This window comes from Streptomyces antioxidans (assembly GCF_000968685.2).
Classification (GTDB): Bacteria; Actinomycetota; Actinomycetes; order Streptomycetales; family Streptomycetaceae; genus Streptomyces; species Streptomyces antioxidans.
On record NZ_LAKD02000076.1, the window covers coordinates 21977 to 44867 of the forward strand.

The window sequence follows — 22891 nt, forward strand, 5'->3', positions numbered from 1 at the left end:
CCATGAAGCCCGGCATCCACCCCGACTACCGGCCCGTCGTCTTCCGTGACCGGGCCGCCGACTTCGCCTTCCTCACCCGCTCCACCGCCACCAGCGACAAGACGGTCGAGTGGCGGGACGGCAACACCTATCCGGTCATCGACGTCGAGATCTCCTCGGCGAGCCACCCCTTCTACACCGGCAACCAGCGCGTCGTGGACACCGCGGGCCGCGTCGAGCGGTTCGAGCGGCGCTACGGACGCGAACGGAGGGACCGGTGACCGCGGACGAGGACCGGCTGGCCGTGGCGGTCGTGGGCGGACTGCACGCCGACGCCCGCCGCGCCGCCGTAGCGGAGATCCTGCGCACGGTGCCCGGCTCGGTGGCGCTGCACCACGATCTGTCCGCCGCCACCGACCGCGCCGTGCGGCGCACCGTGCGCGACGCCTCCGGGCCGCTCGACGAGGGCGAGGCGCCGCTGGTGAACGACTGCGCGTGCTGTGCGCTGCGCGAGGACATGGTCCCGGAGTTGCTGCGCCTGGCCACCGGCGGCGGACACCGGCTCGCCGTCGTGGAGTTGTGGGACTCCGTCGAACCCCAGGCCATGGCCGCCGTCATCGCGGCCGAGGGCGCGCCGCTGGAGCTGACCGGGGTGGCCACCGCGGTCGACCCAGCCCTGATGGTGCCGTACCTCGCCAATGGCGATGACCTCGTCGAGGCCGGTCTCGCCGCCGCCCCGACCGACCAGCGCACCATCGCGGACACCTTCGCCCGGCAGTTGGAGTACCCCACCGTGATCGTCGTCGCCGAGGACGAGACCTCCGAAGAGCCCTCGGACGACGGCGATCTGGCCCTGCTCGCCCAACTCACCCCGGGCGCACGACGGATGAGGCTCGGCGAGGGTGTGCTGGGGCCCGCACTTCTCGAGGGCTTCGACATCGCGGCGGCGGCCGCCCGGCAGCATCCGGCGTGCGCGCTGCTGCCGCAGGAGGGCGATGAACACGGGGTGGCCACTGTCGTCTGGCGGCGCGAGCGGCCCTTCCACCCGGGTCGGCTCTACGCCGCGCTGGAGGATCTGACCTGCGCCGCGGCCCGCAGCAGGGGCCGCTTCTGGCTGGCGGACCGGGGCGACACCCTGCTGTCGTGGGACGCGGCGGGCGGAGCCCTGTGTGTGGAGTCGGCCGGGCCGTGGCTGGCCGCGCTGCCGGACGCCGCCTGGGAGATGGTTCCGGCCGAGCGCCGCGTCGCCGCCGCGCTGGACTGGCACCCCGAGCACGGCGACCGCCGTCAGCACCTCACCTTCACCTCGCCCGGCCTCGACCGCGACGGGCTGCTGGCCCTGCTCGACTCGTGTCTGCTGACCGACGCCGAGTACGCGGCCGGGCCGGACGCCTGGAGCCGGTTGCCGCACGCCTTCGACGAACTGCTCGACCCGGTGTCCTGACCGGACGCCGTACGTACCACCTGGACAAGGACCCGATGATGGCCCGACGCATCGCCCCCGCCCGCCGGGACGCCCGGCGCACCCGCGTGAACCCGCTGGACAAGGCCGGTATCACCTATATCGACTACAAGGACACCGAACTGCTGCGGAAGTTCATCTCCGACCGCGGCAAGATCCGCAGCCGCCGGGTGACCCGGGTGAGCGCGAAGCAGCAGCGCCGACTGGCCCGTGCCATCAAGAACGCGCGGGAGATGGCGCTGCTGCCGTACGGGTCGCGCTAGCGCCTCATGGATACGGTGCGATGTCCGGTGAGGTGTTCTCCGGTTCAACGGGTGCATGGGTGCGCGTGTATGCACATAATGGCGGCATGGAGTCGCATCGCCACGGACACCCGTATCACCATGGGCACCCGCACCGCCGCCAGCTCGCGCATCTGCTGAAACCGCACTCCCACGAGTCGGCGCAGAAGGTCGACTCCGTGCTGGAGTCCTCGGCCGAGGGCATGCGCGCCCTGTGGCTCTCCCTCGCCGTCTTGGGCGCCACCGCCGTCCTCCAGGCCGGGGTCGTCGTGCTGTCCGGCTCGGTGGCGCTGCTGGGCGACACCGTCCACAACGCCGCCGACGCGCTGACCGCGCTGCCGCTGGGCGTGGCGTTCGTCCTGGGGCGCCGTGCGGCGAACCGGCGCTTCACCTACGGCTACGGCCGGGCCGAGGACCTGGCCGGGATCGTCATCGTCCTGACCATCGCCGCATCGGCGGCCCTGGCCGGGTACGAGGCGGTGGAGCGGCTGCTGCACCCGCGCGCCATGTCCCACCCGGGGGTCGTCGCGGTCGCGGCGGTCCTCGGCTTCATCGGCAACGAGTGGGTGGCCCGCCACCGGATCGGGGTCGGGCGGCGGATCGGCTCGGCGGCCCTGGTCGCGGACGGGCTGCACGCCCGCACCGACGGTTTCACCTCGCTGGCCGTGCTGCTGGGCGCGGGTGGCGCGGCGCTCGGCTGGCAGCTGGTGGACCCGATCGTCGGCCTCGCCATCACCGCCGCCATCCTGCTCGTCCTCAAGGACGCGGCCCGTGAGGTGTTCCGGCGGCTGATGGACTCCGTCGACCCGGCGGTGATCGACGCGGGCGAGGCCGCGCTGCGCGGGGTCCCCGGAGTGCTCGGGGTGACCGAACTCCGGATGCGCTGGATCGGCCACCGGCTGCGCGCCGAGGTCACGGTCGAGGTGGACGGCGGTCTGGGGCTGCGGGCGGCACACGATGTGGCGGTCGGGGCCGAACACGCCCTCCTCCACGCGGTGCCCCGGCTGACCGCCGCCCTGGTGCACACCGATCCGGCACCGGGGCCGGGTGCGGAGGACCCGCATCGGCTGCTGGCCCACCATGCCGGATGAGGCCGGGTGCGGAAGTCCCGCGAGCGCGCTCCGCCGGGGCTCAGTCGTGCGGCGGGGCCCCGGTGACCATGTGGTCCGCGTGGTTGACGGCCTCGGTGACCAGCCGGCGCAGATGGCCGTCGTGGAGGGAGTACACCGAGCGCCGACCCTCCTTGCGCACCTGGACCAGCCCGGCCAGCCGGAGCTTGGCCAGATGCTGGCTGACCGCCGGGCGGGCCGCCCCGCTGGCCTGGGTGAGGGTGTTGACATCGGCCTCGCCCCGGGCGAGGGACCACACCAGATGCAGCCGGGTCGGGTCGGACAGCAGCGAGAAGACATGGGCGGCCGTGGCGAACTGCGCCGCGCCGCTGGGATGCGCATGCGACCGGGTCGCAGTTGAGGTGGGTTCGCTGACCGGCATGCCCCCATCGTAGAGCGGCGGGCGCGGGGCGGGCCTGGCTCGGCCCGCTCGGCGTCGGGTGACGCTGGGCCCGAACGGCTCGCACGGCGTCGGGTGGCGTAGGGCTGCGTCGGGTGGTGTCGGGCGGTGTCCAGCCGGAAGACCGGCGGAACCGTGGCCGGTGGCCGAAACCCGGCACCATACTGGGGCACATGCGCTGCGCCGTCTCCCGCCGCCCCCGGCTGCCGCGCGCCCTCGGGCCCGCCACCGGCCCGCGCCGGGATCCCGGGAGCGGCCACCTCCTCGGCGCGGGCCGGGACTGAGCAATGGGGGATACGGCGAACTCCCCTGCCGGGACGGGGTAGTTGAGGCGGCGCCTCGGAGTCTTCGACGCGGTCGTGGTCGGCCTGGGGTCGATGATCGGCGCGGGCATCTTCGGGGCGCTGGGGCCCGCGGCGCGGGAGGCGGGCACGGGGCTGCTGCTCGGGTTGGTGGCCGCCGGGGTGGTGGCGTACTGCAACGCCACCTCCTCCGCACGGCTGGCCGCCCGCTATCCGCGGTCGGGCGGCACCTGTGTTCTACGGCCGTGAGCGGCTGGGCGACTTCTGGGGGTATCTGGCGGGCTGGGGGTTCGTGGTCGGCAAGACCGCCTCCTGCGCGGCGATGGCCCTGACCGTCGGCTCCTACGTCTGGCCCGGCCAGGCGCACGCGGTGGCGGTGGCGGCCGTGGTGGCGCTGACGGCCGTCAACTCCGTGGGGGTGCACAAGGCCGCCTGGCTGACCCGGGCGGTCGTGGCCGTCGTGCTCGCGGTCCTGGCCGCCGTGGTGGTCGCCCTCCTCACCTCCGGGGAGGCGGACGCCGCACGGCTGGGGATCGGTGGCGACGCCACCCCCGGCGGGGTGCTGCGCGCGGGCGGCCTGCTGTTCTTCGCCTTCGCCGGATACGCCCGTATCGCCACCCTCGGCGAGGAGGTGCGCGACCCGGCGCGCACCATCCCCCGCGCCGTCCCGCTCGCGCTCGGCATCACCCTGGCCGTCTACGCGGCGGTCGCGATCGCCGCGTAGACCGTGCTCGGCAGCGGCGGGCTGGGCGCTGCGGGCGCCCCGCTGGCCGACGCCGTGCGCGCCGCAGGGCTCCCGGGGTTGGCGCCGGTGGTGCGGACGGGCGCCGCGGTGGCCGCGCTCGGGTCGTTGCTCGCGCTGATCCTGGGCGTCTCACGGACCACCCTGGCCATGGCCCGCGACCGGCACTTCCGTCCGGGCTGGCCGCCGTGCACCCCCGGTTCGCGGTGCCGCACCGCGCCGAGCTGGCCGTGGGCGCGGTGGTGGCGGTCCTGGCGGCGACGGCGGATCTGCGCGGTGTGATCGGGATCTCCTCGTTCGGGGTGCTGGTCTACTACGCCGTCGCCAACGCCTCCGCCTGGACCCTCGCTCCCGCCGAGGGCCGCCCACCGCGCATCGTGCCGGGGCTCGGCCTGGCGGGCTGTCTGCTGCTGGCCTTCGCCCTTCCCGTCTCCTCGGTGGCCTCCGGCGTGGCGGTACTGGCCCTGGGCGCCGCGGCCTACGGTGTGCGGCGCGCGATGGCCGCGTAGGGGATCTCCCCCACGGCTGAGCGCGGATCGCCCACGGCTGAGCGCGCACCGCGCAGGGGGTCAGGCTGCCTGTCCCCGCGCCCCCGCCTTAACGGCTGGCTATCCGATGAGCCGGACCTTTATGCGATGCGCGCCCGGCCGTCCATACCAGCGCGCCGACGCTGAGAGTGATCTATGTCATGTTCGACACAGCCGTCCCACGGGTACGGTGCTGACAGCTATCGCGCAAGAGGAGCGGCTTCGTTTGTCCCTGGACCTGTCATCCGTCATAGCGGCGACCACGCAGTGGTTGATCAGGGCCTATCCGGCGGCCGACGGCGCGGTGAACGCGGCGCTCGCAGAGACGCAGGCGCGCCAGGCCGTGACCGTCGCCGCGCGGCTGCGCTACTCGACCACCACCGACGTCGCCCTGACGACCACGGCCGGACCGGGCGGCTCCTACCGGCTGGACTGGCTCGTGGACGCGGAGCCGTACGAGATCCGCGGCCCCGACGGCGTCTGGCGCACCTGCGTGGACGAGGTCGTGGCGAGCTGGGCGGCGGCCCTGCTCACCTGTTCCACCCTGGCGTCGGAGGCCGTGGCGGCGCTCGCCGACTGTGCGCGCACCGCCGGTTCGCCCAGGGAGTTCCGGAGGCTCACCGAGCCCGACGCGCACGACTGCCAGGCCGCGCCGCTGATGCGCCATCCGGACCTGATGGCGCGCGTCGTGGAGCTGCACCGCCCCCAGCTGCTGGAACGCCTGGGGCTGCTGCGCAGCGACGACCAGACGTCCACCAGCGCGGTCTGACGGCGCCGCCACACCACGGGCGGCCGCGCCGCGGGGTGGTGACGGAGGGCGGCGCGCGGTCCGGTCCGGCCGCCGCTGCGCCACCCGGTTCATGTGCCGACCACGGCCTCCCGCGGTTCCGTCCGGCCAGGACGGAACATCGCGGCGGCCGCTGCCTCGTGCAGCGACTCCAGCGTCGCGCGCTGCCGCCGCGCACGATCCAGCAGCTCGGTGAGCCGGTCGGGGTCCAGCCGGGGGTCCGCTCCGGCCGTGGCCAGCAGCGCCTGCCACAGCAGCGCCTTGCCCTCCACACCGATCCGCAGCGACTCCAGCTCGAGGACCGTGCTGAGCCCGGAGCGGCGCCGCAGTCGGCCGTTGGGCTTCAGCCGCCCGGCCCGCTCGCCCAGCCAGCCCCCGTAGACCTTGTAGCGGCGTACGGGCACCTCGAGGTCGGCCATGAGGGTCAGGAGCGCCGCGCGGTCCTCCATGATCTGCACGGCGACGTTCTCCAGATCGCCGCCCAGGGGCGACTGCCGGTGCTCGCGGGCCGTCCGACCGGCCAGCTGCGTTCCGGCCGTCGCTCCGGCCAGGTGATCGTTGAGGTAGATGCCGAGCATGCGGGGGGATGTCGATGTCCTGGGCTCGCTCATGATCGTCCTTTGGGGATTCGGCACGGTCGCCCCGGTCGTATCGGGCCATGCCCCGGTCGTATCCGGGCATGCGCTCGTCGTATCCGGGCACGCGACGGTCGTCTCGGGCCGCGCGCCCTCACGGAGTGCCCAGCTCCGGCCCCCTCAACCAGCCCCCGCGCCCTCGTGGCGGCGGCCCGCCCGCCATGGTCGCGCGCTCCCGCCGGGCCGTGGCCGGGGAACGGAACGGGGGCCGTCCCGTCGCTCAGGCCCCCACGACCCCGTCCACGCCCTCGCGCAGGAAGTCCGCGTGTCCGTTGTGGCGGCCGTACTCCAGCAGCACATGCACCAGCACCATCCGCAGCGACACCTCCTCGCCCCAGCGGGGCTGGAGGCCCGCCAGGTCGAGCGACGCCGCCTCCCGCTCGATCCGGCGGGACGTCTCGACCTCCGCCTCCCAAGCCGCGAACGCCTCGGCCCCGCTCGCCTCGCTCACGTCGTACGCCGCCTGGAAGTCGACCGTCGGGGACCAGACCATCGGCGCGTCATTGTCCTCGAACACCCGCCGGAACCAGGCCCGTTCGACCTCGGCAAGGTGCCGTACCAGGCCCAGCAGCGTCAGCGTCGAGGGCGGCATCGACCGCTGCCGCAGCTCCTCGTCCGTCAGTCCCTCGCACTTCATGGCCAGCGTCGCCCGCTGGTAGTCCAGGAAGGCGCGCAGGGTTTCGCGTTCGTCGCCGAAGTGGGGCGGTTCCGGGCGGCTGTCGGCGGTCATGGTCGTTCGTCCTCCTCGACGCTGGGCGGTCCCTGAGCGGTGCCGCTCGGCCTCATGGGACCACGGCCGCCGGGGCCCGGCCGCAGCGGGGCGGCACGGATGATCGGGGAGAACGGCGGCCGGACGACAGCGCGCCGTGTGCCACGCGCGGTGCGCCACGCGCGGTGCGCCACGCGCCGTACGCCGTGCGCCCAGGAACGGCTCAGTGCCCCTCGGGCGAGGCGTCGACGCGCAAGGTGCTGGCCACCGTGTCCGCGAACGCCCGCGCCAGCGGCGGGAGCGCGTCCCAGCGGCGGGCGGCCCAGCCGACCGGCAGCGGCGGCAGCGCGGGGATCGGGACGAGCCTCAGCGGGCCCTCGTCCCCGGGCACCGGCAGCCCCGGCAGGGCGGGCACCACGGCGCGCCCCAGGCCGAGTTCGGCCAGCAGCAGGGCCGTGTCCCAGTCGGCGACGCTGGTATCGGAACCGGCCCGTACGCCCAGTTCGGCCAGGGCCGCGTGGAGCTGCCCGCCGGAGGTGGAGTTCGGTGGCAGCCGTACGAGCGGGATGTCGGCGAGGTCGGACACCTCCACCCGGGGCCGGGCCGCGAGCGGATCCCCGGCCCGCAGGGCGAGCACCCACGGCAGCTCGGCCACCGGCCGCTGCTCGACACCGCGCACCGGACCGCCGAGCGTGATCCAGGCCAGATCCAGTGTGCCCGCGATGAGGGCGCCCAGACAACCACGGCTGGAACTCTCGGTCTGGAACTCCAGGTTCACCTTCGGATAGCGGTGGCGGAACGAGACGATCGCCTCGGCCATGAAGTGCCGTACGGTGGTGCTGCCTGTGGTGATCCGCACCGAACCGCTCTCCCCGTGCACCAGGTCCCCCAGGCGGCGCAGCGCCAGATCGAGCCCGGCGATCCCGTCGGCGGCGGCCTCGCACAGAATGCGTCCCGCCGGGGTGGGCACGACCCCGCGCGCCTGGCGCTCCAACAGGCTGACGCCGGTTTCGCGTTCCAGCCGCTTCACCCGCTGGCTCACCGCCGACTGTGTGCAGGTCAGCTCGCGGGCCACGGCGCTGAGGCTCCCGGCGCGGCACACCGCCACGAACACCCGCAGATCATCCAGAGTCATAACTCCCAAGGTAGAGCTTGGAATTGGCGAGCAATCCCCAGGATTGACTGGGGTGGCCGACGGTGGCGACGATCGTCGCAGGGCTCAGGCGGCAACCCGTACGGCGTCGGCACCGGGATCCGGACCGGGTGGGGGCGCGGTGCGGGTGCCGACCTGCCAAGCACCGAAAGGACACGACTCGTGCCTGCTGCTCCCCCTCCTGCCGCCGCCGACCGTGCCGTCGCTCTGCTGCACCGCCTCGGCGCCGCGCGCATCGCCCACCCCGGTGGCACTCTCCTCGCCCACCTCCAGCGCGTACGCGCCCGGCTCGCCGCCTGGGGAGCCCGCCCCGAGCTGCAACTCGCCGGGCTGTGCCACGCGTTCTACGGAACCGACGGCTTCCCCGTCACCCTGCTGCCCCTGGACCGTCGCGGTGAACTCGCGGCCGTGATCGGCACGGAGGCCGAAGCCATCGTGCACCTCTACGCGAGCTGTGACCGTAAGGCCACCTATCCGGCGCTCGGCGCCCCCGGCGCGGTCTTCCACGACCGCTTCACCGGCCGTGCGCACACCCCCGAACCCCGGCAGCTCCGGGACTTCGCCGAGCTGACGGCCGCCAATGAGCTCGACCTCGCCCGGAGCGATCCCGCTCTGCGGGAGCGGTACGGCCCCCAGCTCCTCGCCCTGCTCACCCGCGTCCGCCCGCTGCTCAGCCGCGCGGCCTGGCTGGACGGCCATGCGATCCTCGCGCCGTCCCCGCTCGCGCACGACTGACGTGCCCGCTCAGCGGGTGCGGGACCACCGGGAGACCACCCGGCGCCCCCCGGGCCGCGGCGGCGGCTCCCCTGTCCCGGGGGCCGCCACCGCGGCGGAACGGGACGAGCGCGGTGGTTGGGTCACTTCCGTGAATTGCCGAACAACAGGCGGTACACGACGAGGAGTACGAAGGCGCCGCCGATCGCCGCACCCCAGGTGGCGGGGTCGAAGAACTCCTTCTGGACCGGGCGGTCGAAGAACTTCGCGGAGATCCAGCCGCCCACGAACGCCCCCGCGATGCCGATGGCCGTGGTGCCGACCAGCCCGCCCGGGTCACGCCCGGGCAGGAGGATCTTGGCGATGACTCCGGCCAGCAGGCCGAGGATGATCCAGCTCACGATGCCCACGTTGTCCGTCCCCTTCGTCGTGCTGTAGTGCGGCTTGATCTTGCGGATGCCCGGTGAGTGGTGCGCCATGCCTGGACCGGAGGTGAGACCGGGCGGGGATCCGGTCAGCCATAGGACAGGTTGGAGCAGGGGTCGTCGTCGGCGGAGCGGGCGTCGTCGGCCACATGGGAGGACGGCGCGGTGGGAGTGGAGGGCGTGGCGGCGCCGGGGGAGGGCGCGGTGGGATAGGTCCGTCCCAGGGTGAGGCTGATGCCCGGGGTGGTGGCGGGGCGCAGTCCGGCGCCGGGGAAGAGCCGGGCCACGGTCTGGGCCCGGTCCCGCTCACCGGGGCCGTAGCCGACCACGGTGGTGGCGTGGTCCTGGGTGTCGGCGTTCGTGGCGCCGGTCACGGTGAAGCCGTGTGTCCTGAGCGTGTCCGCGGCGCGTGCGGCGAGCCCCGGGGTGGTGGTGCCGTTGTAGACGGCGACGCTGATGCCCGCGCCCGACACGGTGGACGTGGCACTGGGCGTGGCGGACTCCCGGGACCCGTCCTTCTCTCCACCGGCCGCCTTTCCTTCGATGGTGCGGTCGGCCCTGATGTCCGCCCAGAGACCATCGGCGTCGGGCTGGACGATGGCGACCCGTTCGCCCTGGTAGCGCCAGGGGATGGTGACGAACTTGGTGTTGTGCAGATCGATGTCCTTCATCGACAGGGCGAAGGACATCAGCTTCTTGGCGGAGCCGAGCCCCGGATCCACGGTCATGGACTTGGTGGCCGCGTTCGCCAGCGGATACAGCGTGGTCGGGTCGATCCCCCGGCCCTTGACCTTCTTCAGCAGGGCGGAGATGAACGCCTGCTGCCGCCGTATCCGCCCGATGTCGGAGCCGTCGCCGATCCCGTGGCGGATGCGCACATAGTCCAGCGCCTTCTGCCCGGAGACCGTCTGGACACCCTTGCTGAAGATGCGCTTGCCACGGGTGGGCAGGCTGGGGCTCAGATCGCGTTCGTAGACGTCCTGGGGCACACACACCTGGACCCCGCCGACCGCGGAGGTCATCCGGGAGAAGCCCTTGAAGTCGACGACGACGGTGTGGTCCATGCGCAGCCCGGTCAGCTTCTCGACGGTGTTCTGGGTGCAGGCCGGGTTGCCCCGGGCGGTCTCGCCCACGGAGAACGCCGAGTTGAACATGGCGTTACGCCGCGTGCTGGTCCATGAGCCGTCGGGCAGCCGGCACGGCGGGATGTCGACGAGGGTGTCGCGGGGTATCGACACCCCGACCGCGTGCTTGCCGTCGGCGTAGACGTGCAGCAGCAGGGCGGTGTCCGAGCGGCCCACGTCACCGGTGCCGCCACCGAGCTTGCTGTTGCCGCCCGAGCGGGTGTCCGAGCCGATGACCAGCACGTTCTGCCCGGCCGCGTTCCCCTCCGGCCGGTTGTCGGAGAGGCCGTCCGCCCCGAAGGTGGTGATGTTCCCGTTCAGCTTGAAGTAGAGCCAGCCCACCGCGCCGCTGAGCAGCACCAGGAACGACACCACGATGACCAGAGCGATCCGCAGCGGGCGGCGGCCCGTGCGCTGCCGCCCCGCACCGGTCCGTGCCGCGGTGGCGCTCCTCGATGTCTCCCCGTCTCTGCCTGTCATGCGCGTCCTTCGTCCGGCGGCTGTTCGGAAGAGAAGACGATCGATGCTGGCTTGAGGTTCTATCGATGCGCAAGGGTAAGTTTCCTAGCGTGTGGTACGACACGTCCCGCGCTGCCGGGATGCGGGGCGGTCAGCCGATGGCGGGGACCGGTTCGCGGGGCGCTGCCGCCGGTTCCCCGGGGACGACGTCATCGGTGTCGGTGGCTGTGTCATCGGGGTTGAAGGGCAGGTCACCGCGGAGCACCGCCCGGGCCCGGGCCTCGTCCAGCTGCCCCTCCCAGCGGGCCACGGCCAGTGTGGCGACACCATTGCCCACCAGACTGGTCAGCGCCCGCGCCTCGGACATGAACCGGTCGATGCCGAAGATCAGCGCGAGTGCCGCCACCGGCACATCGGGCACGGCGCTGAGCGTGGCGGCCAGGGCGACGAAGCCGGAACCGGTCACCCCCGCCGCGCCCTTGGAGGTGAGCAGCAGGGTGTCGGCGTCCACTCCGGTGGCCACCACATCGTGGTGGTCGAAGAGCCAGCACTTGCTGGTACCCCCGCGGATCATCTCGCCCTGCAGACGCAACACAACGGACTCCCCAATGGCCGTGGAACCGACACCCCGCCGACGGCTCCTCCGCGGGCGGTGGCATCTACGGTGTGTGACGGGAGCGTGAAGTACAATCTCGGAAATCTGCAGGGGTATTAAGCGGAAGTGAAGGCTTGAGGTGATGCCGTGCTGGACGTCCGGCGCATTCTGCTGCTCGCCGAGGTGGCCCGGCGCGGCTCCGTGACGGCCACCGCGCGTGCCCTGAACTACACACCATCAGCGGTGTCGCAGCAGATCAGCCGACTGGAGACGGAAGCGGGCCAGCCGCTGCTCGACCGCCATGCACGGGGTGTCACGCTCACCGACGCCGGGCGCGCCCTGGCCGACCGCGGGGAGCGGATCGCCCGTGAGCTGAAGGCCGCGGAGAGTGAACTCGCCGACGTCGCGGGGCTCCGTGCGGGCACGCTGCGCATCGGCACCTTCCCCACCGTCGGCGCCTCGCTGCTGCCGCCCGCCGTCATCGCCTTCCGCGACACCCACCCGGACGTACGGCTGACCGTGCGCAGCGCCCGTATCGCGGGCCTGTGGTCGATGCTGGAGACCCGGGAGATCGAGATGTCGCTGATGTGGGACTACGACTGGTGCCGCATCGACCGCGAGGACGTGGACATCACCCCGCTCCTGGACGATCCGCCCGCCCTCCTGGTCGGTGACCGCCACCCGCTGGCCACCCGCACCGACGCCGCCCTCGCCGATCTCGCCGACGATGCGTGGATCACCCGTGCCGACCGCCATCCGGTGGCCGAGGCCCTGGTGCGCAGCTGCCGGGCGGTCGGCTTCGCACCACAGATCGCCTATGAGGCACACGACTACCAGGAGGCGCAGGCGATGGTGGCCGCCGGGCTTGGGGTGGCGCTCGCCCCGACCCTGGCCCTGGAGGGCATCCGCCCGGGCGTCAGCGTGCTGCCGCTGCGCCCGCCCGCGCCGGTGCGCCGCATCCTGCTCGTGCGGATGGCCGGCCACGCCCTCACCCCCGCCGCCGAGGCGTTCCTCGGCTCGCTGCGGGAGAGCGCCGCGGCCCGGCTAACCGGGGCGATGGACGTGACGGGCGCGGGCGGGCGAGCGGTGGTGCCGGATCCCCGCTCCGGCTCATGACGGGCCCTCACGGCTCATGGCGGGTGCCACAGCCTCATGCGGCCTCATGGCGGGCCCTCACAGCGAGGAGATCACCCGCCCGCGGTCCTCCATGGCCCGGCGGGCGAGCCGGGAGCCGGGGGCGAGGCGGTCGTACTCATGGATGGCCCCGCCGTGCAGATGCAGTTCGGTGGGGATGTCGGCGTCGGCGAGCCGCTGGGCGTAGCCAATGGCCTCGGCGCGGAAGATGTCGAGTTCTCCGACCTCGACATAGGCCGGTGCCAGGCCCTCGACGGTGGCGACGCGTGCGGGCGCCACCTGCGGCGGGACATCATCGGTGCCGAACGCCGCGCCCAGCAGGGCATGCCAGCCCGTCCAGTTGTCGTCCCAGGTCCAGGCCACATACGGGGTCAGCCGGGGATCGGGGGTGAGGGTGCGGTCGTCGAGCATGGGATACAGCAGGGCCTGACGGGCGAGCGGAACACCCCGGTCACGCGCGAGGACCGCCACTCCGGCGGCGAGCCCGCCCCCGGCGCTGTCGCCCATGACGGCGATGCGGCGGGGATCGACCCCCAGCTCGGGCGCCCGGCCGCCCAGCCAGATCAGCGCGGCGAACACATCCTCCACGGGGCCGGTGCCGGTGGCCGCGTCGGGGGCCAGACGGTAGTCCACGGACAGGAACGGCACCCCGGTGGCCTGCACATACCCGGCGACCACCGCATCGTAGAGATCGACACTTCCGGCGAGCATTCCCCCGCCATGGGCATAGACGACCGCGGAACCCGGTGTGGACCCGGCCTTCTCATACCAGCGGACGGGGACCTCCGCGCCGTCCGCGGACCGCACCTGGTGCGAGGACGCCTGCACCAGCGGATAGCCGGTCGGGAACGCCGGGAGGAGTGAGGCCATCCACCGCATCGAGGCCGTGCCCCTGGCGCGCAGCGTCCGCCAGTCGTCGCGCTCGGGCGGTGGAGCGGGCCCGCCCTGTTCGGCGAGGGCCTGGAGCACCGCGGCGAGTTCAGGGTCGAGGGTGAAGGCCATGGTCGACTCCGTTCGAGGACGGCGGGGCCGCTGCCCCAACTGTCCTCACAGGCTGTCGAGTTGTGCTTGAGGCCGGGTACAGAGGCCGAGTGAGCAGGACGAAGACCCTCAGGGGCGGGCGCCCGTTCGCTGCGGCGCGCCCGCCCCTGACCCTCGGCTCTCCCGATGATCGCCTTCCCCGCCTCCGCTTCGGTACTCCCGGGAAACACCGGCGCGACTGCCGGAAAACACCGGCGCGAGAGGGGGCGTCGGCCCGGAGCACAGGTGCCCCGGCCGGAGCACATCCGGCCGGGGCACCGCGCTGTCGCCTCACGGGGCTTGTGGATCAGTCCCGCTGAGCGTCCTTGGGAAGCTGGCGCCACTTCACCTCGGTGGTGGTGTCGTACGTCCAGTCGAGCATCTTCTTCGCGTCCGGGTAGCGGTCCGCGTCGTTGAGGATGACCCCCACGACCGTCTTGTCGCCGCGCTTGGCGGAGAACACCAGGCACGGACCGGCAGGGGTGGTGGTTCCGGTCTTGACACCGATCGCACCCTGGTACGAACCCAGCAACTGGTTGGTGTTGTCCCAGGAGTAGTACCGGGTGTGGCCGTTGGCCGCCGGCGCCTCCTGCTCGGTGGACACCGACTTGACAACCGTGTCGAACGTCGCGTTCTCCATGGCGTGCCCGGTCAGCTGCGCCAGGTCATGGGGCGTCGAGTAGTTGTCGGCGTCGGCCGAGACACCGTCGAAGGAGTCGTACTTGGTGTTGGTGAGCCCCAAGTCCTTGGCCTTCGTGTTCATCTTGGAGATGAACGACTTGGTCCGCTCGGCGGTGGTGTCGCCGGTGCCGAACGTGTCGGCCAGCGCCATCGCCGCGTCGCAGCCCGACGGCAGCATCAAACCGTACAGCAGCTGGTTGACGGTGAGTTTGTCACCGGTCTGCAGATCGGCCGTGCTGGCACCGGACTTGGTCACATAGTCGCGGTACTCCTGCTTGATGGTGACCTGCTTGTCGAGGTCCAGACCCCGGGTCTCGAGCACCACGAGGGCAGTCATGATCTTTGTGGTGCTCGCCATCGGACGCTTGGTGTCGGCGGCCTTGGCCATCAGCTCCTTGTCGGAACCGGTGTCGAGCAGGTACGCGCCCTTGGCGCTGACCTCCGGTGGCGGTTCGGCCGAAGCCTGGGCCATCGCCACCGGGACCGCGATCGCCACGGCCACCGTGGACGCGACCGCCGCGACTTTCCAGCGGCGGGTCACGGTTCCACGACGTTTATGCATTCGCCCTCCGTTTCGCTTGTTGAGGTGTGTTTCGGGCGAGCGCATCCTCTCACCAGGCGAGAATTGGCCATGCCTCGGGGGGCGGAGAGGCGGTGTCGTGGGGGAGGCAACTAGTGCCCGGACCGGCGCTGTTGGCCCGATGGCGGACCCGGGGCGGTCCGGTGGCGGACCCGGTGCGATCCGGTGCGGTCCGAGGAGGAACACCCACCCGGTCCACTCAGCGGGGGTGGGCGGTCGCGCAGCGTACGCAGGTGGTCGCCGTGGGGCGTGCCTCCAGCCGTTCCGCCGGGATCGGCTCGCCGCACACATCGCACCGTCCGTAGTCGCCGCGCTCCAGCCGCTCCACCGCCTCGTCCAGGGTGATCAGCTGATCGCGGGCCTGGGCCAGCAGGGCGGCGACATGGGCCCGCTCGAAGGCGGTGCTCGAGCCCTCCGGGTCGTGTTCGTCGTCCACTGCCACCAAGGCGTTCGACGCGACGATCGTGTCGAATTCACGGCCCAGGGCGTCGATCCGCGTGCTGGTCTCGGCACGCTCGGCCGCCAGCCGTTCACGGATGGCCTCGCGCTCGGCCGGAGGGAACGCGGCATCGCCGGATGAATCGCTCATGCCCGGCATAACCCCGGCGCGGCCGGTCCGCATTCCGATTGCCGCCCCCGGCGGCCCCGCGCCCCCGGCGGACACCCCGGAATGCGAGGTGATCGTGAAATGTTAAACTAACTATGGCACTCGGTGCCCGGCGCCGGCCAGATTCCCCCCGTGCTGGCCGGCGCCGTCCCCATCGGTGCGGGGCCGATACGCGGACTCAGCGCAGCGACTCCACCGCGTCCCGGGTGAACGGGGTGAGGTCGGCCACCCGGCCGGTCAGCACCTTGTCGGCCCACTCGGGGTCGGCGAGCAGCGCGCGGCCGACCGCCACGAGGTCGAATTCATCCCGCTCCAAGGGCTCCAGGAGCCGGTCGATGGACTCCACGGCCGCGTTGGCGCCGGAGAGGGAGCCGGGCTCGAAGACGCTGTCCAGGCCGACCGAGCCCACGGTGATGACCGGCTTGCCGGTGACCTTCTTCGCCCACCCGGCGATGTTCAGATCCGACCCCGTGTCGGGGAACTCCGGCTGCCAGTAGCGCCGCCCGGAGGCGTGGAACGCGTCGACCCCGGCCTCCGTCAGCGGGGTGAGCACGGCTTCCAGCTCCTTCGGGTTCTCGGCGAGCCTGACCTCGTAGTGGTGGGACTTCCACTGGGAGAACCGCAGGACGACGGGGAAGTCGGGCGCGACCCGCTCGCGGATGGCGGCCACCAGGTCGGCGGCGAATGTGGTCCGGGAGGCCGGATCGCCGCCGTAGGCGTCGGTGCGCCGGTTGGTGCGCTCCCAGAGGAACTGGTCGATGAGATAGCCGTGCGCGCCGTGCAGCTCCACGCCGTCGAAGCCGGTCTCCTCGGCCGCCCGCGCGGCCTTCGCGAAGGCGCCGATGACATCGTCGATGTCGGCCAGGGTCATCGTCTCGCCCGCTCCTGGCGTGCCGTCCAGGGCGATTCCGGAGGGGCCAAGGGACGGGGCGTCGGGGAACGGCGGTGCCCCCGCGGTGCGCTGTATGCCCACGTGCCAGAGCTGGGGCATGATCGCGCCGCCCTGGGCGTGCACGGCGTCAACGACCCTCTGCCACCCGGCCAGTTGCTCCTGGCCGTGGAACCGGGGGACGCCGTCGATATAACCCGCGGACCGGTGGTCGACGGTGGTGCCCTCGGTGATGATCAGGCCGGTCCCCGCCGCCGCCCGGCGCGCGTAGTACGCGGCGACGTCCGCACCGGGAATGCCATCGGGGGAGTGTCCGCGGGTCATGGGGGCCATGACGATCCGGTTCGGCAGCTTGGCCGAACCCAGTGTGAACGGGCGGGACAGTGCCGTGGCCAGGCGGGTGTTCACCGTGTCGCTCTCCAGACGTGTCGTTCCGCGAAGGCTTCCCCCGGAGCCTCGAAAGTGTGAATCTGAAACATACAGTTTTCGCGACGTAAACTGCAACTGTAGCGATTGCTTTTTTGGGGTCGTGGTGCTTTGGGGGCGGGGCCGGAACGGCACCGTCGAGTAGGCTGTGCCCCGATCCGGTGGCGGAGGTGGAGAAGGTGTTGGACATCCGGTTCTCCCGTGCGCTCCAGGTGATGCTCTTCCTCGCCGTGGCCGCAGAGAACGGGTCCGGGCCGCTGAGCTCCGCCGAATTGGCCCAGCGGCTGAACGCCAACCCGAGCCTGGTCCGCAAGCTCCTCGTCCCGCTGACGGACGAGGGGCTGGTCGTCTGCGTCAAGGGCCGTACCGGTGGGGCGACGCTGGGGCGGCCGGCCGACCGGATCACCCTGGCCGAGATCTACCGCCGTGCCGTGGGCGACAAGCCCCTGTTCGCCCCGTCGCCGGGGGTGGATCCCGTGTGCTCGGTGACCGCGCACGGCGGTGAGTACTTCGCCGCGCTCACCGCCGAGGCCGAGGAAGCGGTCCTCGCGTCGCTGGGCGACCGCACGCTCGCGGACAGCCTGGGCGAGCTGCGCCGCCTGTGCACCGACCACGCCCGGCAGGGCTGATCCGGGCCGGGCGCACCTCGTCGGTCACGAGCCACGGCCCGACCGCCCGACCGAGCACCGGGCTACCGCAGCCCCGGATCCGGTGGCGGGGCCACGTCCTTCGGATCCGGATACGCGGGAGCTCCCCGGCAGTCCAGCCGCGACGTTATCCCCTTCGCCGAGGCGATGAGCAGTTTGGCGTGCGAGTGGTCGCTGACGGTGAAGTGGTCGCGCATGGCGAACTCCAGGGAACGGGCCCCGCCCGGCTCCGTCCCGCCGCCACCGCCGATGTCACACGCGACGAGGAGCCTCCCCGCGTCCTCCGGACCGACCGTGGCCGTGTGGCGCACCGACCGGCCGGACGGGAGCGACTGGGGAGTCCACGCCACGGTGATGGCGAGCAACTCCTCGCCGTCGGCCCCGTCCTGCACCGTGCAGAGGTCCTGGGGCGTACCCCTCCTGGCCGACTCCACGCGCAGCGCCGTGGCGACCCGGTCGTTGCCCGGGGTCCTGACCGGATAGACCTCGCTGGGTCCGTTCGGCTCCGGAGACTTCGACGCGTGGTCGCCGGCGCCACAGCCCGTGGCGGCGAGGACGGACGTACACATGAGGACTGCCAGCCGCCCCAGAGGCAGACGCACATCGCGCAGCACGATCTCTCCCGCCGGCTCCTTCGGCCACCGCTCCCGGAGGCGGCACCCTACTGGGCCGGAAGGTCATCGCCCCCGTCAGGCTCGGACAGGGCCGCCCGGCGCAGATGCCCGGCCAGCGCCGCGGCGGCGGTGGACGCGGCCCCGGCCTTCGCGCCCCAGGCCAGCAGATGGTGGCGGCGTGCCCAGGGATCGCGGAGATCGCACACGTCGAGCGGATGGTGCGGGGCGATGGCACGGCGCGGTACGACGGCGAGCCCGACACCGGCCGCCGCCAGGGAGACCAGGGTGCTGAGGTGGGCGACGGTGGTGCGGTAGCGCACCGCCGGAGCGTGCGGTCCCACGTTCTTCTCGATCACGCGTCGCAGTGAGGAACCCGCGTCGAGCCCCACGAGCGGATGCTCGGCCACCTCGCTGTAGGTCACCTCGGTACGTCCCGCGAGGATCCCGCCGCACTGGCCGATCACCACCAGCGAGTCGTCTCCCAGGGGCTCCATGGTGAGACCGCAGTCGCGGGCCTCGCGGTCGAGGACGACGCCCAGGTCGGCCTCGCCGTCGGCGAGCATCCGCACGGTCCGTGGGGTGCGGCTCTCGGACACCTCGACATCGACGTCCGGATGTGCGCGGAGGAACGAGACCAGCGCCCGTGGCACCAGGCGGTGCATCGCGGAGCCACCGCCCAGCAGGGTCAGCGGGGCGGTCGGCGGCCGGGCGTAGCTCGCCACGGCGCTCTCCAGGCGCGCCGTCCGGTCGAGCACGTCACGGGCGTGGCGGGCCAGCGCCGTACCCGCGGGGGTGGGACGCACCCCCCGCCGTCCGCGGATCAGCAGGTCCACACCCGCGTGGTGTTCGAGCGAGCGCACTCGCGCACTGGCCGACGGGAGGCTCAGATGCATCCGGGCGGCGCCCGCCGTGATCGAGCCCTCCGCCACGATGTGAAGGAAGAGCCGCAGGTCGTCCAGGTCATACCGCACCCTGACGAGCCTAAGGCAGAGCCTTGGGCCGGCTACGCGGATCACGCATTGTGGTCACACCTGCCGTGGGGCGATGCTCGGCGGATGTCCGAGACAGTGCTTGTTCTGCTGGCGGGTGTGGCCGCCGGGGCGTTGAACGCCGTCGGGGGCGGGGGCACCTTTGTGGCGCTCCCCGCCCTGGTGGCGGCCGGTCTGCCCGCCGTGACGGCGAACGCGTCCTCCACCGTGGCCCTCGTCCCCGGGAGCGTGGCGAGCGCGTGGGTGTACCGGCGCGATCTCGCCCCGGTCGGGGACACCTCCACCCGGGCCCTGACGGCGGTCAGTGTGATCGGTGGCGGGCTCGGTGCCGGTCTGCTGCTGGTGCTGCCCGCGGTGTCGTTCGACGCCGCGGTGCCCTGGCTGCTCGCCTTCGCCACCGTGGTCCTCGCCTTCGGACGCCGGGTCTCCCGCGCGGTGCGCGAGGCGAGGGGCCGTGCGGTGGGCATGAGCCCCCGGGCCGTCCTGCTCGGCCAGTTCCTCCTCGCCGTGTACGGCGGATACTTCGGCGGTGCCGTGGGCATCATGATGCTCGCCGTGTGGAGCGTCGGCCTCGGTCTCGACACCGCGACGGGCAACCCGATGCGGGTCGCCCAGATCACGGCCATCTACCTCAGCGCGACCGCGCTGTTCCTCATCGCCTCGGACGCGCTGGGCGCACCGCGGCTGCTCGGCGCCATGCTGGTCGGGGCGGTGGCCGGCGGGGTGGCCGGGGCGCGGATCGCCCGCCGGCTGCCCGCGTGGCTGCTGCGGGCCGTCATTCTGACCACCGCCGTGACCATGACGGTCCTGTACTTCCTCCGCGGCTGAAGACGTGGCCGACCGTGCTACGCCATCGAGTCGGCCACCACGGACGCCGCGTCCGCGATCAGCTTGTTGTCGAACGGAGTGTCCTTCTCACCGCGGTACGACATGATCGCCATGACGAGGGGAGCGGCGTGGGGCCGCCACACCACGGCGATGTCGTTGCGGGCGCCGTAGTAGCTGCCGTTTCCGGTCTTGTCACCGACCTGCCAGTCCTTGGGCAGTCCGGCCCTGATGAGCTCGTCCCCGGTGGTGTTGGTCCGCAGCCACTTCGTGAGCTGGGCCCGCTCTCCCTTGCCGAGGACATCGCCGAGGACGAACGCGCGCAGGTCCTCGGCCATCGCCCGCGGGGTGCTGGTGTCATGGGTCTCACCCGGCACCCATCGGCTCAACTCCGGCTCGGGGCGCTCCATCGTGATGACGTCGTCGCCCAGCTTCTCGAGGGTGGCGTCGAGCCCCTTGGGCCCGCCGAGCTGGTCGAGGAGCAGGTTCGCCGCGGTGTTGTCGCTGTAGCGGACGGCCGCGTCACACAGCGCGCCCAGGCTCATCCCGGTGTCCACGTGCTTCTCGGTCACGGGGGAGTAGTCGACCAGATCGTCCTTGGCGTACCGGATCACCCGGTCCAGGCCGCTGAGTTTGTACTTGCGCAGGATGGCCCCGGCGGCCAGCGCCTTGAACGTGGAGGCGTAGGCGAACCGTTCGCCATCGCGGTACGCCACCTCGTGTCCGGAGCCGGTGTCGATCGCGTAGACCCCCAGATGTGCGTCGTAGGAGCGCTCCAGCTTCGTGAACGCGGCGGTGGCCGCCTTCGCGTCCGTACTCGCGGTACTGGTCCGCTCGGCGGCGGTGGAGGGGGAACCCGACGGTCCCGGCGCGGCCGAGGAATCCCCTTCGCCACAGGCCGTCAGCGGGACGAGCAGCGCGAGCGCGGCGAGCGCGCTGACAGCGGTGTGCCGGGCACGGGTGAATCGCATGGTCCGAACCTCCGGTTGGGTCCCCGTCACGCCGGGCGCGCACGGGATGGGATGACCGGGCCCCCTTCCGGGGCGTGGCCATTGGCGTTGGCATCACCCTCGCCGCCCGGCGGCTATGCGGTCCAATACGCTCATGCGCCTCTCCATGCCGATCTGGCATAGAGTGCGGGCGTGGATCTGGTGGGAGTGTGCCGGGCGTTCGTCAGCGTGAGCGAGCGGGGAAGTTTCACCGTCGGGGCGGCCGCCGCCCGGATGTCCCAGTCGGTGGCCAGCCGTCGGGTGGCCGCGCTGGAGGAGCGCTTCGGGGAGCAGCTCTTCGAGCGCACCTCGCGGCGGGCCGTGCTCACCCCGTTCGGCCGGGAGATGCTGCCGGTGGCCAGACAGCTGGTACAGGCGGCCGATGTGCTGCTGCACGAGGCGGAGGCGGCCAAGCGCAAGCCGTGGCGGCTCGCGGTGCCCGGTATCTGCTCCACGGCCGGTCTCGCCCACCTCGTCGCCGAGGCCCGGGGGCACGGCGTCACCCTCGACCTCCGGGTGGCGGCGCCCGCGCGGCGCCTGGAGCTCATCCACGCACAGCAGGTGCGGGCCGCCCTGCTCGCGGTGCCCGCGGACGAGGCCACCTGGTCGGTGGAGCTCGGGCTCGCCGGAGCGCGGGATCCCGGTGTGCGGCGGGTCTATCTCGAGACGCTGCGGGTCGGCCGGGCCGCACCGGGCCCGGCCCGCCGCATATGGATCCAGCCGGAGGACGATGTGCCGCACATCCGCGACCCGCTCACCCGGCTGCGCGACGCGGTCGGGCTGCGGCCCGCGCAGCTCGTGGCCGCCACCGATCTGACGGCCGCCGCCGCCGAAGTCCTCTGCACCCCAGACCTGTTGCTCTGCTCTCCCGCGCAGGCGAGGGAACTCGCCCTGACGTGGCGGCCCATCGGCGAGATCGCGCTCAGCCGGGGGTTCGCCCTCGCCGCCGCCGCGGACGGCAATCCCCAGCACCTCGAGGGACGCCTGGGCGGCGCCATCGCCCGCTGCCTCGGCGCGGACACCGGGACATCGCGCACACCGGCGGGCGCCGTGGAAGCGGGCGCCGTGGAAGCGGGCGCCGTGGAAGCGGGCGGCGCCGAACCAGGCGCGGGCGCCGCGGAAGGAGCCGGGGCATGAGCACCGAGGCGCTGCTGAGCGATCTGCGCGGGCAGTTGCGCGACGGCGGCCTGCACGGCTGTCTGCTCGTACGGGACCTCCACACGGGCGACGAGGTGGGCATCGACCCGGACACCCAGCTGCCCTCCGCCTCCCTGGTCAAGGTCCCGCTCGCACTCGCGACGCTGGAGCGCGTCCGGCGTGGCGAGCTCGACGGGGCGACGATGCTCGATGTGCCGCCCGGGCGGATCACCACGCCAGGACCCACCGGGCTGAGCCGGTTCCGCCACCCGGTCCGGATCGCGGTCGACGATCTGCTCTATCTGAGCACCTGTGTGAGCGATGGAACGGCGGCCGACGCGCTGTTCGGCCTCACCCCGCACGCCCGGGTGGCCGAGATCCTCCATGAGCTCGGGCTGCGTGGCATCACCGTCCGGCACGGCATGCGCGAACTGAGCGAAACCCCCGTGGAGCGCTTCGACGCCGCACAGGTGCATCTCGCCCACGCCCTCGCCATCGACGCCGGCACCAGCGGCCGTGGCCATCGGGTGCCGCAACTGGACACCACCCGCGCCAACACCGGCAGCGCACGTGCCTGGGTGGAACTGCTCCAGGCCCTGTGGACACCGTCGAAGATCCACCCAGAAGTGGCGCTGCGCGTGCGCGACCTCATGGCCCACAACGTGCTGCGGCACCGACTCGCCCCGGACTTCAGCTCCGACGCCACCACCTGGTCCTCCAAGACCGGCACCCTGCTCAACCTCCGCCATGAGATCGGGATCGTCGAGCACTCCGACGGCCAGGTGTTCGCGGTCGCCGTGCTCACCGAGTCGCTGGTGCCCGCCAACGCCCAGCCCGGCGCCGAGGCCCTGATGGCGCAGGTGGCCCGCACTCTGCGGGACCACCTCAGGCAGCTCTAGGCACCGGCCTCCGGCGGCCGGTCACCGCGCCATGGCCGACCACGGGTCATC

At 72.6% G+C, this 22891-nt stretch carries 24 protein-coding genes and 2 pseudogenes; 12 read left to right on the plus strand and 14 right to left on the minus strand.

The features are described from left to right. Nucleotides 1–2: 2 nt before the first annotated feature. The 4 genes from VT50_RS26025 (at nucleotide 3) to VT50_RS26040 (ending at nucleotide 2813) form a co-directional block, all read left to right on the plus strand. Nucleotides 3–260, plus strand: a complete 258-nt coding sequence (locus tag VT50_RS26025) for a type B 50S ribosomal protein L31 (protein ID WP_046085551.1) — start codon at nucleotides 3–5, stop codon at nucleotides 258–260. Further along, nucleotides 257–1423, plus strand: a complete 1167-nt coding sequence (locus VT50_RS26030) for a GTP-binding protein (RefSeq protein WP_046085552.1) — start codon at nucleotides 257–259, stop codon at nucleotides 1421–1423. The genes VT50_RS26025 and VT50_RS26030 overlap by 4 nt, the downstream gene beginning before the upstream one ends. Before the next feature lie 38 nt (nucleotides 1424–1461). Then, nucleotides 1462–1704 (plus strand): 30S ribosomal protein S18, encoded by a 243-nt coding sequence (rpsR, locus tag VT50_RS26035; RefSeq protein WP_046085592.1) that lies wholly within the window; start codon nucleotides 1462–1464, stop codon nucleotides 1702–1704. 86 nt (nucleotides 1705–1790) lie between these two features. Then, nucleotides 1791–2813, plus strand: a complete 1023-nt coding sequence (locus VT50_RS26040) for a cation diffusion facilitator family transporter (RefSeq protein ID WP_046085553.1) — start codon at nucleotides 1791–1793, stop codon at nucleotides 2811–2813. A 40-nt stretch (nucleotides 2814–2853) separates the two neighbouring features. On the opposite strand, the gene VT50_RS26045 is transcribed toward VT50_RS26040, so the two are convergent. Continuing rightward, complete coding sequence (locus VT50_RS26045; RefSeq protein WP_046085554.1) at nucleotides 2854–3213, minus strand: ArsR/SmtB family transcription factor; 360 nt, start codon at nucleotides 3211–3213, stop codon at nucleotides 2854–2856. 395 nt (nucleotides 3214–3608) lie between these two features. Between VT50_RS26045 and VT50_RS26050 the strand changes: the two are divergent. Continuing rightward, nucleotides 3609–4784, plus strand: a pseudogene (locus tag VT50_RS26050) (APC family permease). A gap of 244 nt (nucleotides 4785–5028) precedes the next feature. Further along, nucleotides 5029–5571, plus strand: coding sequence for a hypothetical protein (locus VT50_RS26055; RefSeq protein ID WP_046085555.1), 543 nt, complete (start codon nucleotides 5029–5031; stop codon nucleotides 5569–5571). Between the two features lie 89 nt (nucleotides 5572–5660). On the opposite strand, the gene VT50_RS26060 is transcribed toward VT50_RS26055, so the two are convergent. From VT50_RS26060 to VT50_RS26070, 3 genes are all read right to left on the minus strand, one after another. Further along, nucleotides 5661–6200, minus strand: a complete 540-nt coding sequence (locus VT50_RS26060) for a hypothetical protein (RefSeq protein ID WP_046085556.1) — start codon at nucleotides 6198–6200, stop codon at nucleotides 5661–5663. A 244-nt stretch (nucleotides 6201–6444) separates the two neighbouring features. Then, nucleotides 6445–6954: a DinB family protein gene (locus tag VT50_RS26065; protein WP_046085557.1), complete on the minus strand. Its 510-nt coding sequence runs from the start codon at nucleotides 6952–6954 to the stop codon at nucleotides 6445–6447. 202 nt (nucleotides 6955–7156) lie between these two features. Continuing rightward, entirely contained in the window at nucleotides 7157–8068 is a 912-nt protein-coding gene (locus tag VT50_RS26070; RefSeq protein WP_046085558.1) for a LysR family transcriptional regulator, read from the minus strand. Nucleotides 8069–8248: 180 nt separating this feature from the next. On the opposite strand from VT50_RS26070, the gene VT50_RS26075 reads away from it, so the two are divergent. Further along, a complete protein-coding gene (locus VT50_RS26075) occupies nucleotides 8249–8821 on the plus strand; it encodes a DUF6817 domain-containing protein (RefSeq protein WP_046085559.1) in 573 nt (190 codons plus the stop codon). A gap of 122 nt (nucleotides 8822–8943) precedes the next feature. Here VT50_RS26075 and VT50_RS26080 read toward each other — a convergent pair whose 3' ends face one another. From VT50_RS26080 to VT50_RS40615, 3 genes and pseudogenes are all read right to left on the minus strand, one after another. Then, complete coding sequence (locus tag VT50_RS26080; RefSeq protein ID WP_044579552.1) at nucleotides 8944–9210, minus strand: GlsB/YeaQ/YmgE family stress response membrane protein; 267 nt, start codon at nucleotides 9208–9210, stop codon at nucleotides 8944–8946. 104 nt (nucleotides 9211–9314) lie between these two features. Beyond that, complete coding sequence (locus tag VT50_RS26085) at nucleotides 9315–10829, minus strand: LCP family protein (RefSeq protein WP_078840655.1); 1515 nt, start codon at nucleotides 10827–10829, stop codon at nucleotides 9315–9317. 130 nt (nucleotides 10830–10959) lie between these two features. Beyond that, nucleotides 10960–11304, minus strand: a pseudogene (locus VT50_RS40615) (cation:dicarboxylate symporter family transporter); the annotation flags it as partial. Between the two features lie 246 nt (nucleotides 11305–11550). Here VT50_RS40615 and VT50_RS26095 point away from each other — a divergent pair. Further along, nucleotides 11551–12519, plus strand: a complete 969-nt coding sequence (locus tag VT50_RS26095; RefSeq protein WP_078840656.1) for a LysR family transcriptional regulator — start codon at nucleotides 11551–11553, stop codon at nucleotides 12517–12519. Between the two features lie 57 nt (nucleotides 12520–12576). Here VT50_RS26095 and VT50_RS26100 read toward each other — a convergent pair whose 3' ends face one another. The 4 genes from VT50_RS26100 to VT50_RS26115 form a co-directional block, all read right to left on the minus strand. Beyond that, a complete protein-coding gene (locus tag VT50_RS26100; protein ID WP_046085561.1) occupies nucleotides 12577–13539 on the minus strand; it encodes an alpha/beta hydrolase fold domain-containing protein in 963 nt (320 codons plus the stop codon). Between the two features lie 325 nt (nucleotides 13540–13864). After that, entirely contained in the window at nucleotides 13865–14800 is a 936-nt protein-coding gene (locus tag VT50_RS26105) for a D-alanyl-D-alanine carboxypeptidase family protein (RefSeq protein WP_046085562.1), read from the minus strand. A 217-nt stretch (nucleotides 14801–15017) separates the two neighbouring features. After that, nucleotides 15018–15407, minus strand: a complete 390-nt coding sequence (locus VT50_RS26110) for a TraR/DksA family transcriptional regulator (protein WP_046085595.1) — start codon at nucleotides 15405–15407, stop codon at nucleotides 15018–15020. A gap of 196 nt (nucleotides 15408–15603) precedes the next feature. Beyond that, the gene (locus VT50_RS26115; protein WP_046085563.1) at nucleotides 15604–16722 is read right to left on the minus strand and encodes an NADH:flavin oxidoreductase; all 1119 of its coding nucleotides are present in this window, start codon (nucleotides 16720–16722) and stop codon (nucleotides 15604–15606) included. A gap of 188 nt (nucleotides 16723–16910) precedes the next feature. Here VT50_RS26115 and VT50_RS26120 point away from each other — a divergent pair, with 188 nt between their 5' ends. Next, nucleotides 16911–17369 (plus strand): RrF2 family transcriptional regulator, encoded by a 459-nt coding sequence (locus tag VT50_RS26120; protein WP_240529313.1) that lies wholly within the window; start codon nucleotides 16911–16913, stop codon nucleotides 17367–17369. 62 nt (nucleotides 17370–17431) lie between these two features. Here the strand turns inward: VT50_RS26120 and VT50_RS26125 are convergent, their stop codons facing one another. Together VT50_RS26125 and VT50_RS26130 are read right to left on the minus strand one after the other, a co-directional pair. Then, nucleotides 17432–17989 carry a hypothetical protein gene (locus tag VT50_RS26125; RefSeq protein ID WP_143645273.1) on the minus strand — a complete coding sequence of 186 codons (558 nt, stop codon included), beginning with the start codon at nucleotides 17987–17989 and terminating at the stop codon, nucleotides 17432–17434. A gap of 59 nt (nucleotides 17990–18048) precedes the next feature. Further along, nucleotides 18049–18972: a LysR family transcriptional regulator gene (locus VT50_RS26130; protein ID WP_046085565.1), complete on the minus strand. Its 924-nt coding sequence runs from the start codon at nucleotides 18970–18972 to the stop codon at nucleotides 18049–18051. An 84-nt stretch (nucleotides 18973–19056) separates the two neighbouring features. On the opposite strand from VT50_RS26130, the gene VT50_RS26135 reads away from it, so the two are divergent. Then, entirely contained in the window at nucleotides 19057–19818 is a 762-nt protein-coding gene (locus VT50_RS26135) for a sulfite exporter TauE/SafE family protein (RefSeq protein ID WP_046085566.1), read from the plus strand. A gap of 17 nt (nucleotides 19819–19835) precedes the next feature. On the opposite strand, the gene bla is transcribed toward VT50_RS26135, so the two are convergent. Then, nucleotides 19836–20786, minus strand: a complete 951-nt coding sequence (bla, locus tag VT50_RS26140) for a class A beta-lactamase (protein ID WP_046085567.1) — start codon at nucleotides 20784–20786, stop codon at nucleotides 19836–19838. Between the two features lie 171 nt (nucleotides 20787–20957). Here bla and VT50_RS26145 point away from each other — a divergent pair, with 171 nt between their 5' ends. Both VT50_RS26145 and VT50_RS26150 read left to right on the plus strand, forming a co-directional pair. Continuing rightward, entirely contained in the window at nucleotides 20958–21941 is a 984-nt protein-coding gene (locus tag VT50_RS26145) for a LysR family transcriptional regulator (RefSeq protein WP_046085568.1), read from the plus strand. Beyond that, the gene (locus tag VT50_RS26150) at nucleotides 21938–22840 is read left to right on the plus strand and encodes a serine hydrolase (RefSeq protein ID WP_046085569.1); all 903 of its coding nucleotides are present in this window, start codon (nucleotides 21938–21940) and stop codon (nucleotides 22838–22840) included. Before VT50_RS26145 ends, VT50_RS26150 begins: the two co-directional genes overlap by 4 nt. Nucleotides 22841–22891 lie beyond the last annotated feature (51 nt).

What these genes read in the sequence shown, in the direction of transcription:
- VT50_RS26040 (WP_046085553.1), top strand. Translation starts at nt 1,791, where the DNA reads ATGGAGTCGCATCGCCACGGACACCCGTATCACCATGGGCACCCGCAC.
- VT50_RS26135 (WP_046085566.1), top strand. Translation starts at nt 19,057, where the DNA reads ATGTCCGAGACAGTGCTTGTTCTGCTGGCGGGTGTGGCCGCCGGGGCG.
- rpsR (WP_046085592.1), top strand. Translation starts at nt 1,462, where the DNA reads ATGGCCCGACGCATCGCCCCCGCCCGCCGGGACGCCCGGCGCACCCGC.
- VT50_RS26085 (WP_078840655.1), bottom strand. Translation starts at nt 10,829, where the DNA reads ATGACAGGCAGAGACGGGGAGACATCGAGGAGCGCCACCGCGGCACGG.
- bla (WP_046085567.1), bottom strand. Translation starts at nt 20,786, where the DNA reads ATGCGATTCACCCGTGCCCGGCACACCGCTGTCAGCGCGCTCGCCGCG.
- VT50_RS26150 (WP_046085569.1), top strand. Translation starts at nt 21,938, where the DNA reads ATGAGCACCGAGGCGCTGCTGAGCGATCTGCGCGGGCAGTTGCGCGAC.
- VT50_RS26105 (WP_046085562.1), bottom strand. Translation starts at nt 14,800, where the DNA reads ATGCATAAACGTCGTGGAACCGTGACCCGCCGCTGGAAAGTCGCGGCG.
- VT50_RS26100 (WP_046085561.1), bottom strand. Translation starts at nt 13,539, where the DNA reads ATGGCCTTCACCCTCGACCCTGAACTCGCCGCGGTGCTCCAGGCCCTC.
- VT50_RS26045 (WP_046085554.1), bottom strand. Translation starts at nt 3,213, where the DNA reads ATGCCGGTCAGCGAACCCACCTCAACTGCGACCCGGTCGCATGCGCAT.
- VT50_RS26110 (WP_046085595.1), bottom strand. Translation starts at nt 15,407, where the DNA reads ATGAGCGATTCATCCGGCGATGCCGCGTTCCCTCCGGCCGAGCGCGAG.
- VT50_RS26070 (WP_046085558.1), bottom strand. Translation starts at nt 8,068, where the DNA reads ATGACTCTGGATGATCTGCGGGTGTTCGTGGCGGTGTGCCGCGCCGGG.
- VT50_RS26065 (WP_046085557.1), bottom strand. Translation starts at nt 6,954, where the DNA reads ATGACCGCCGACAGCCGCCCGGAACCGCCCCACTTCGGCGACGAACGC.
- VT50_RS26060 (WP_046085556.1), bottom strand. Translation starts at nt 6,200, where the DNA reads ATGAGCGAGCCCAGGACATCGACATCCCCCCGCATGCTCGGCATCTAC.
- VT50_RS26025 (WP_046085551.1), top strand. Translation starts at nt 3, where the DNA reads ATGAAGCCCGGCATCCACCCCGACTACCGGCCCGTCGTCTTCCGTGAC.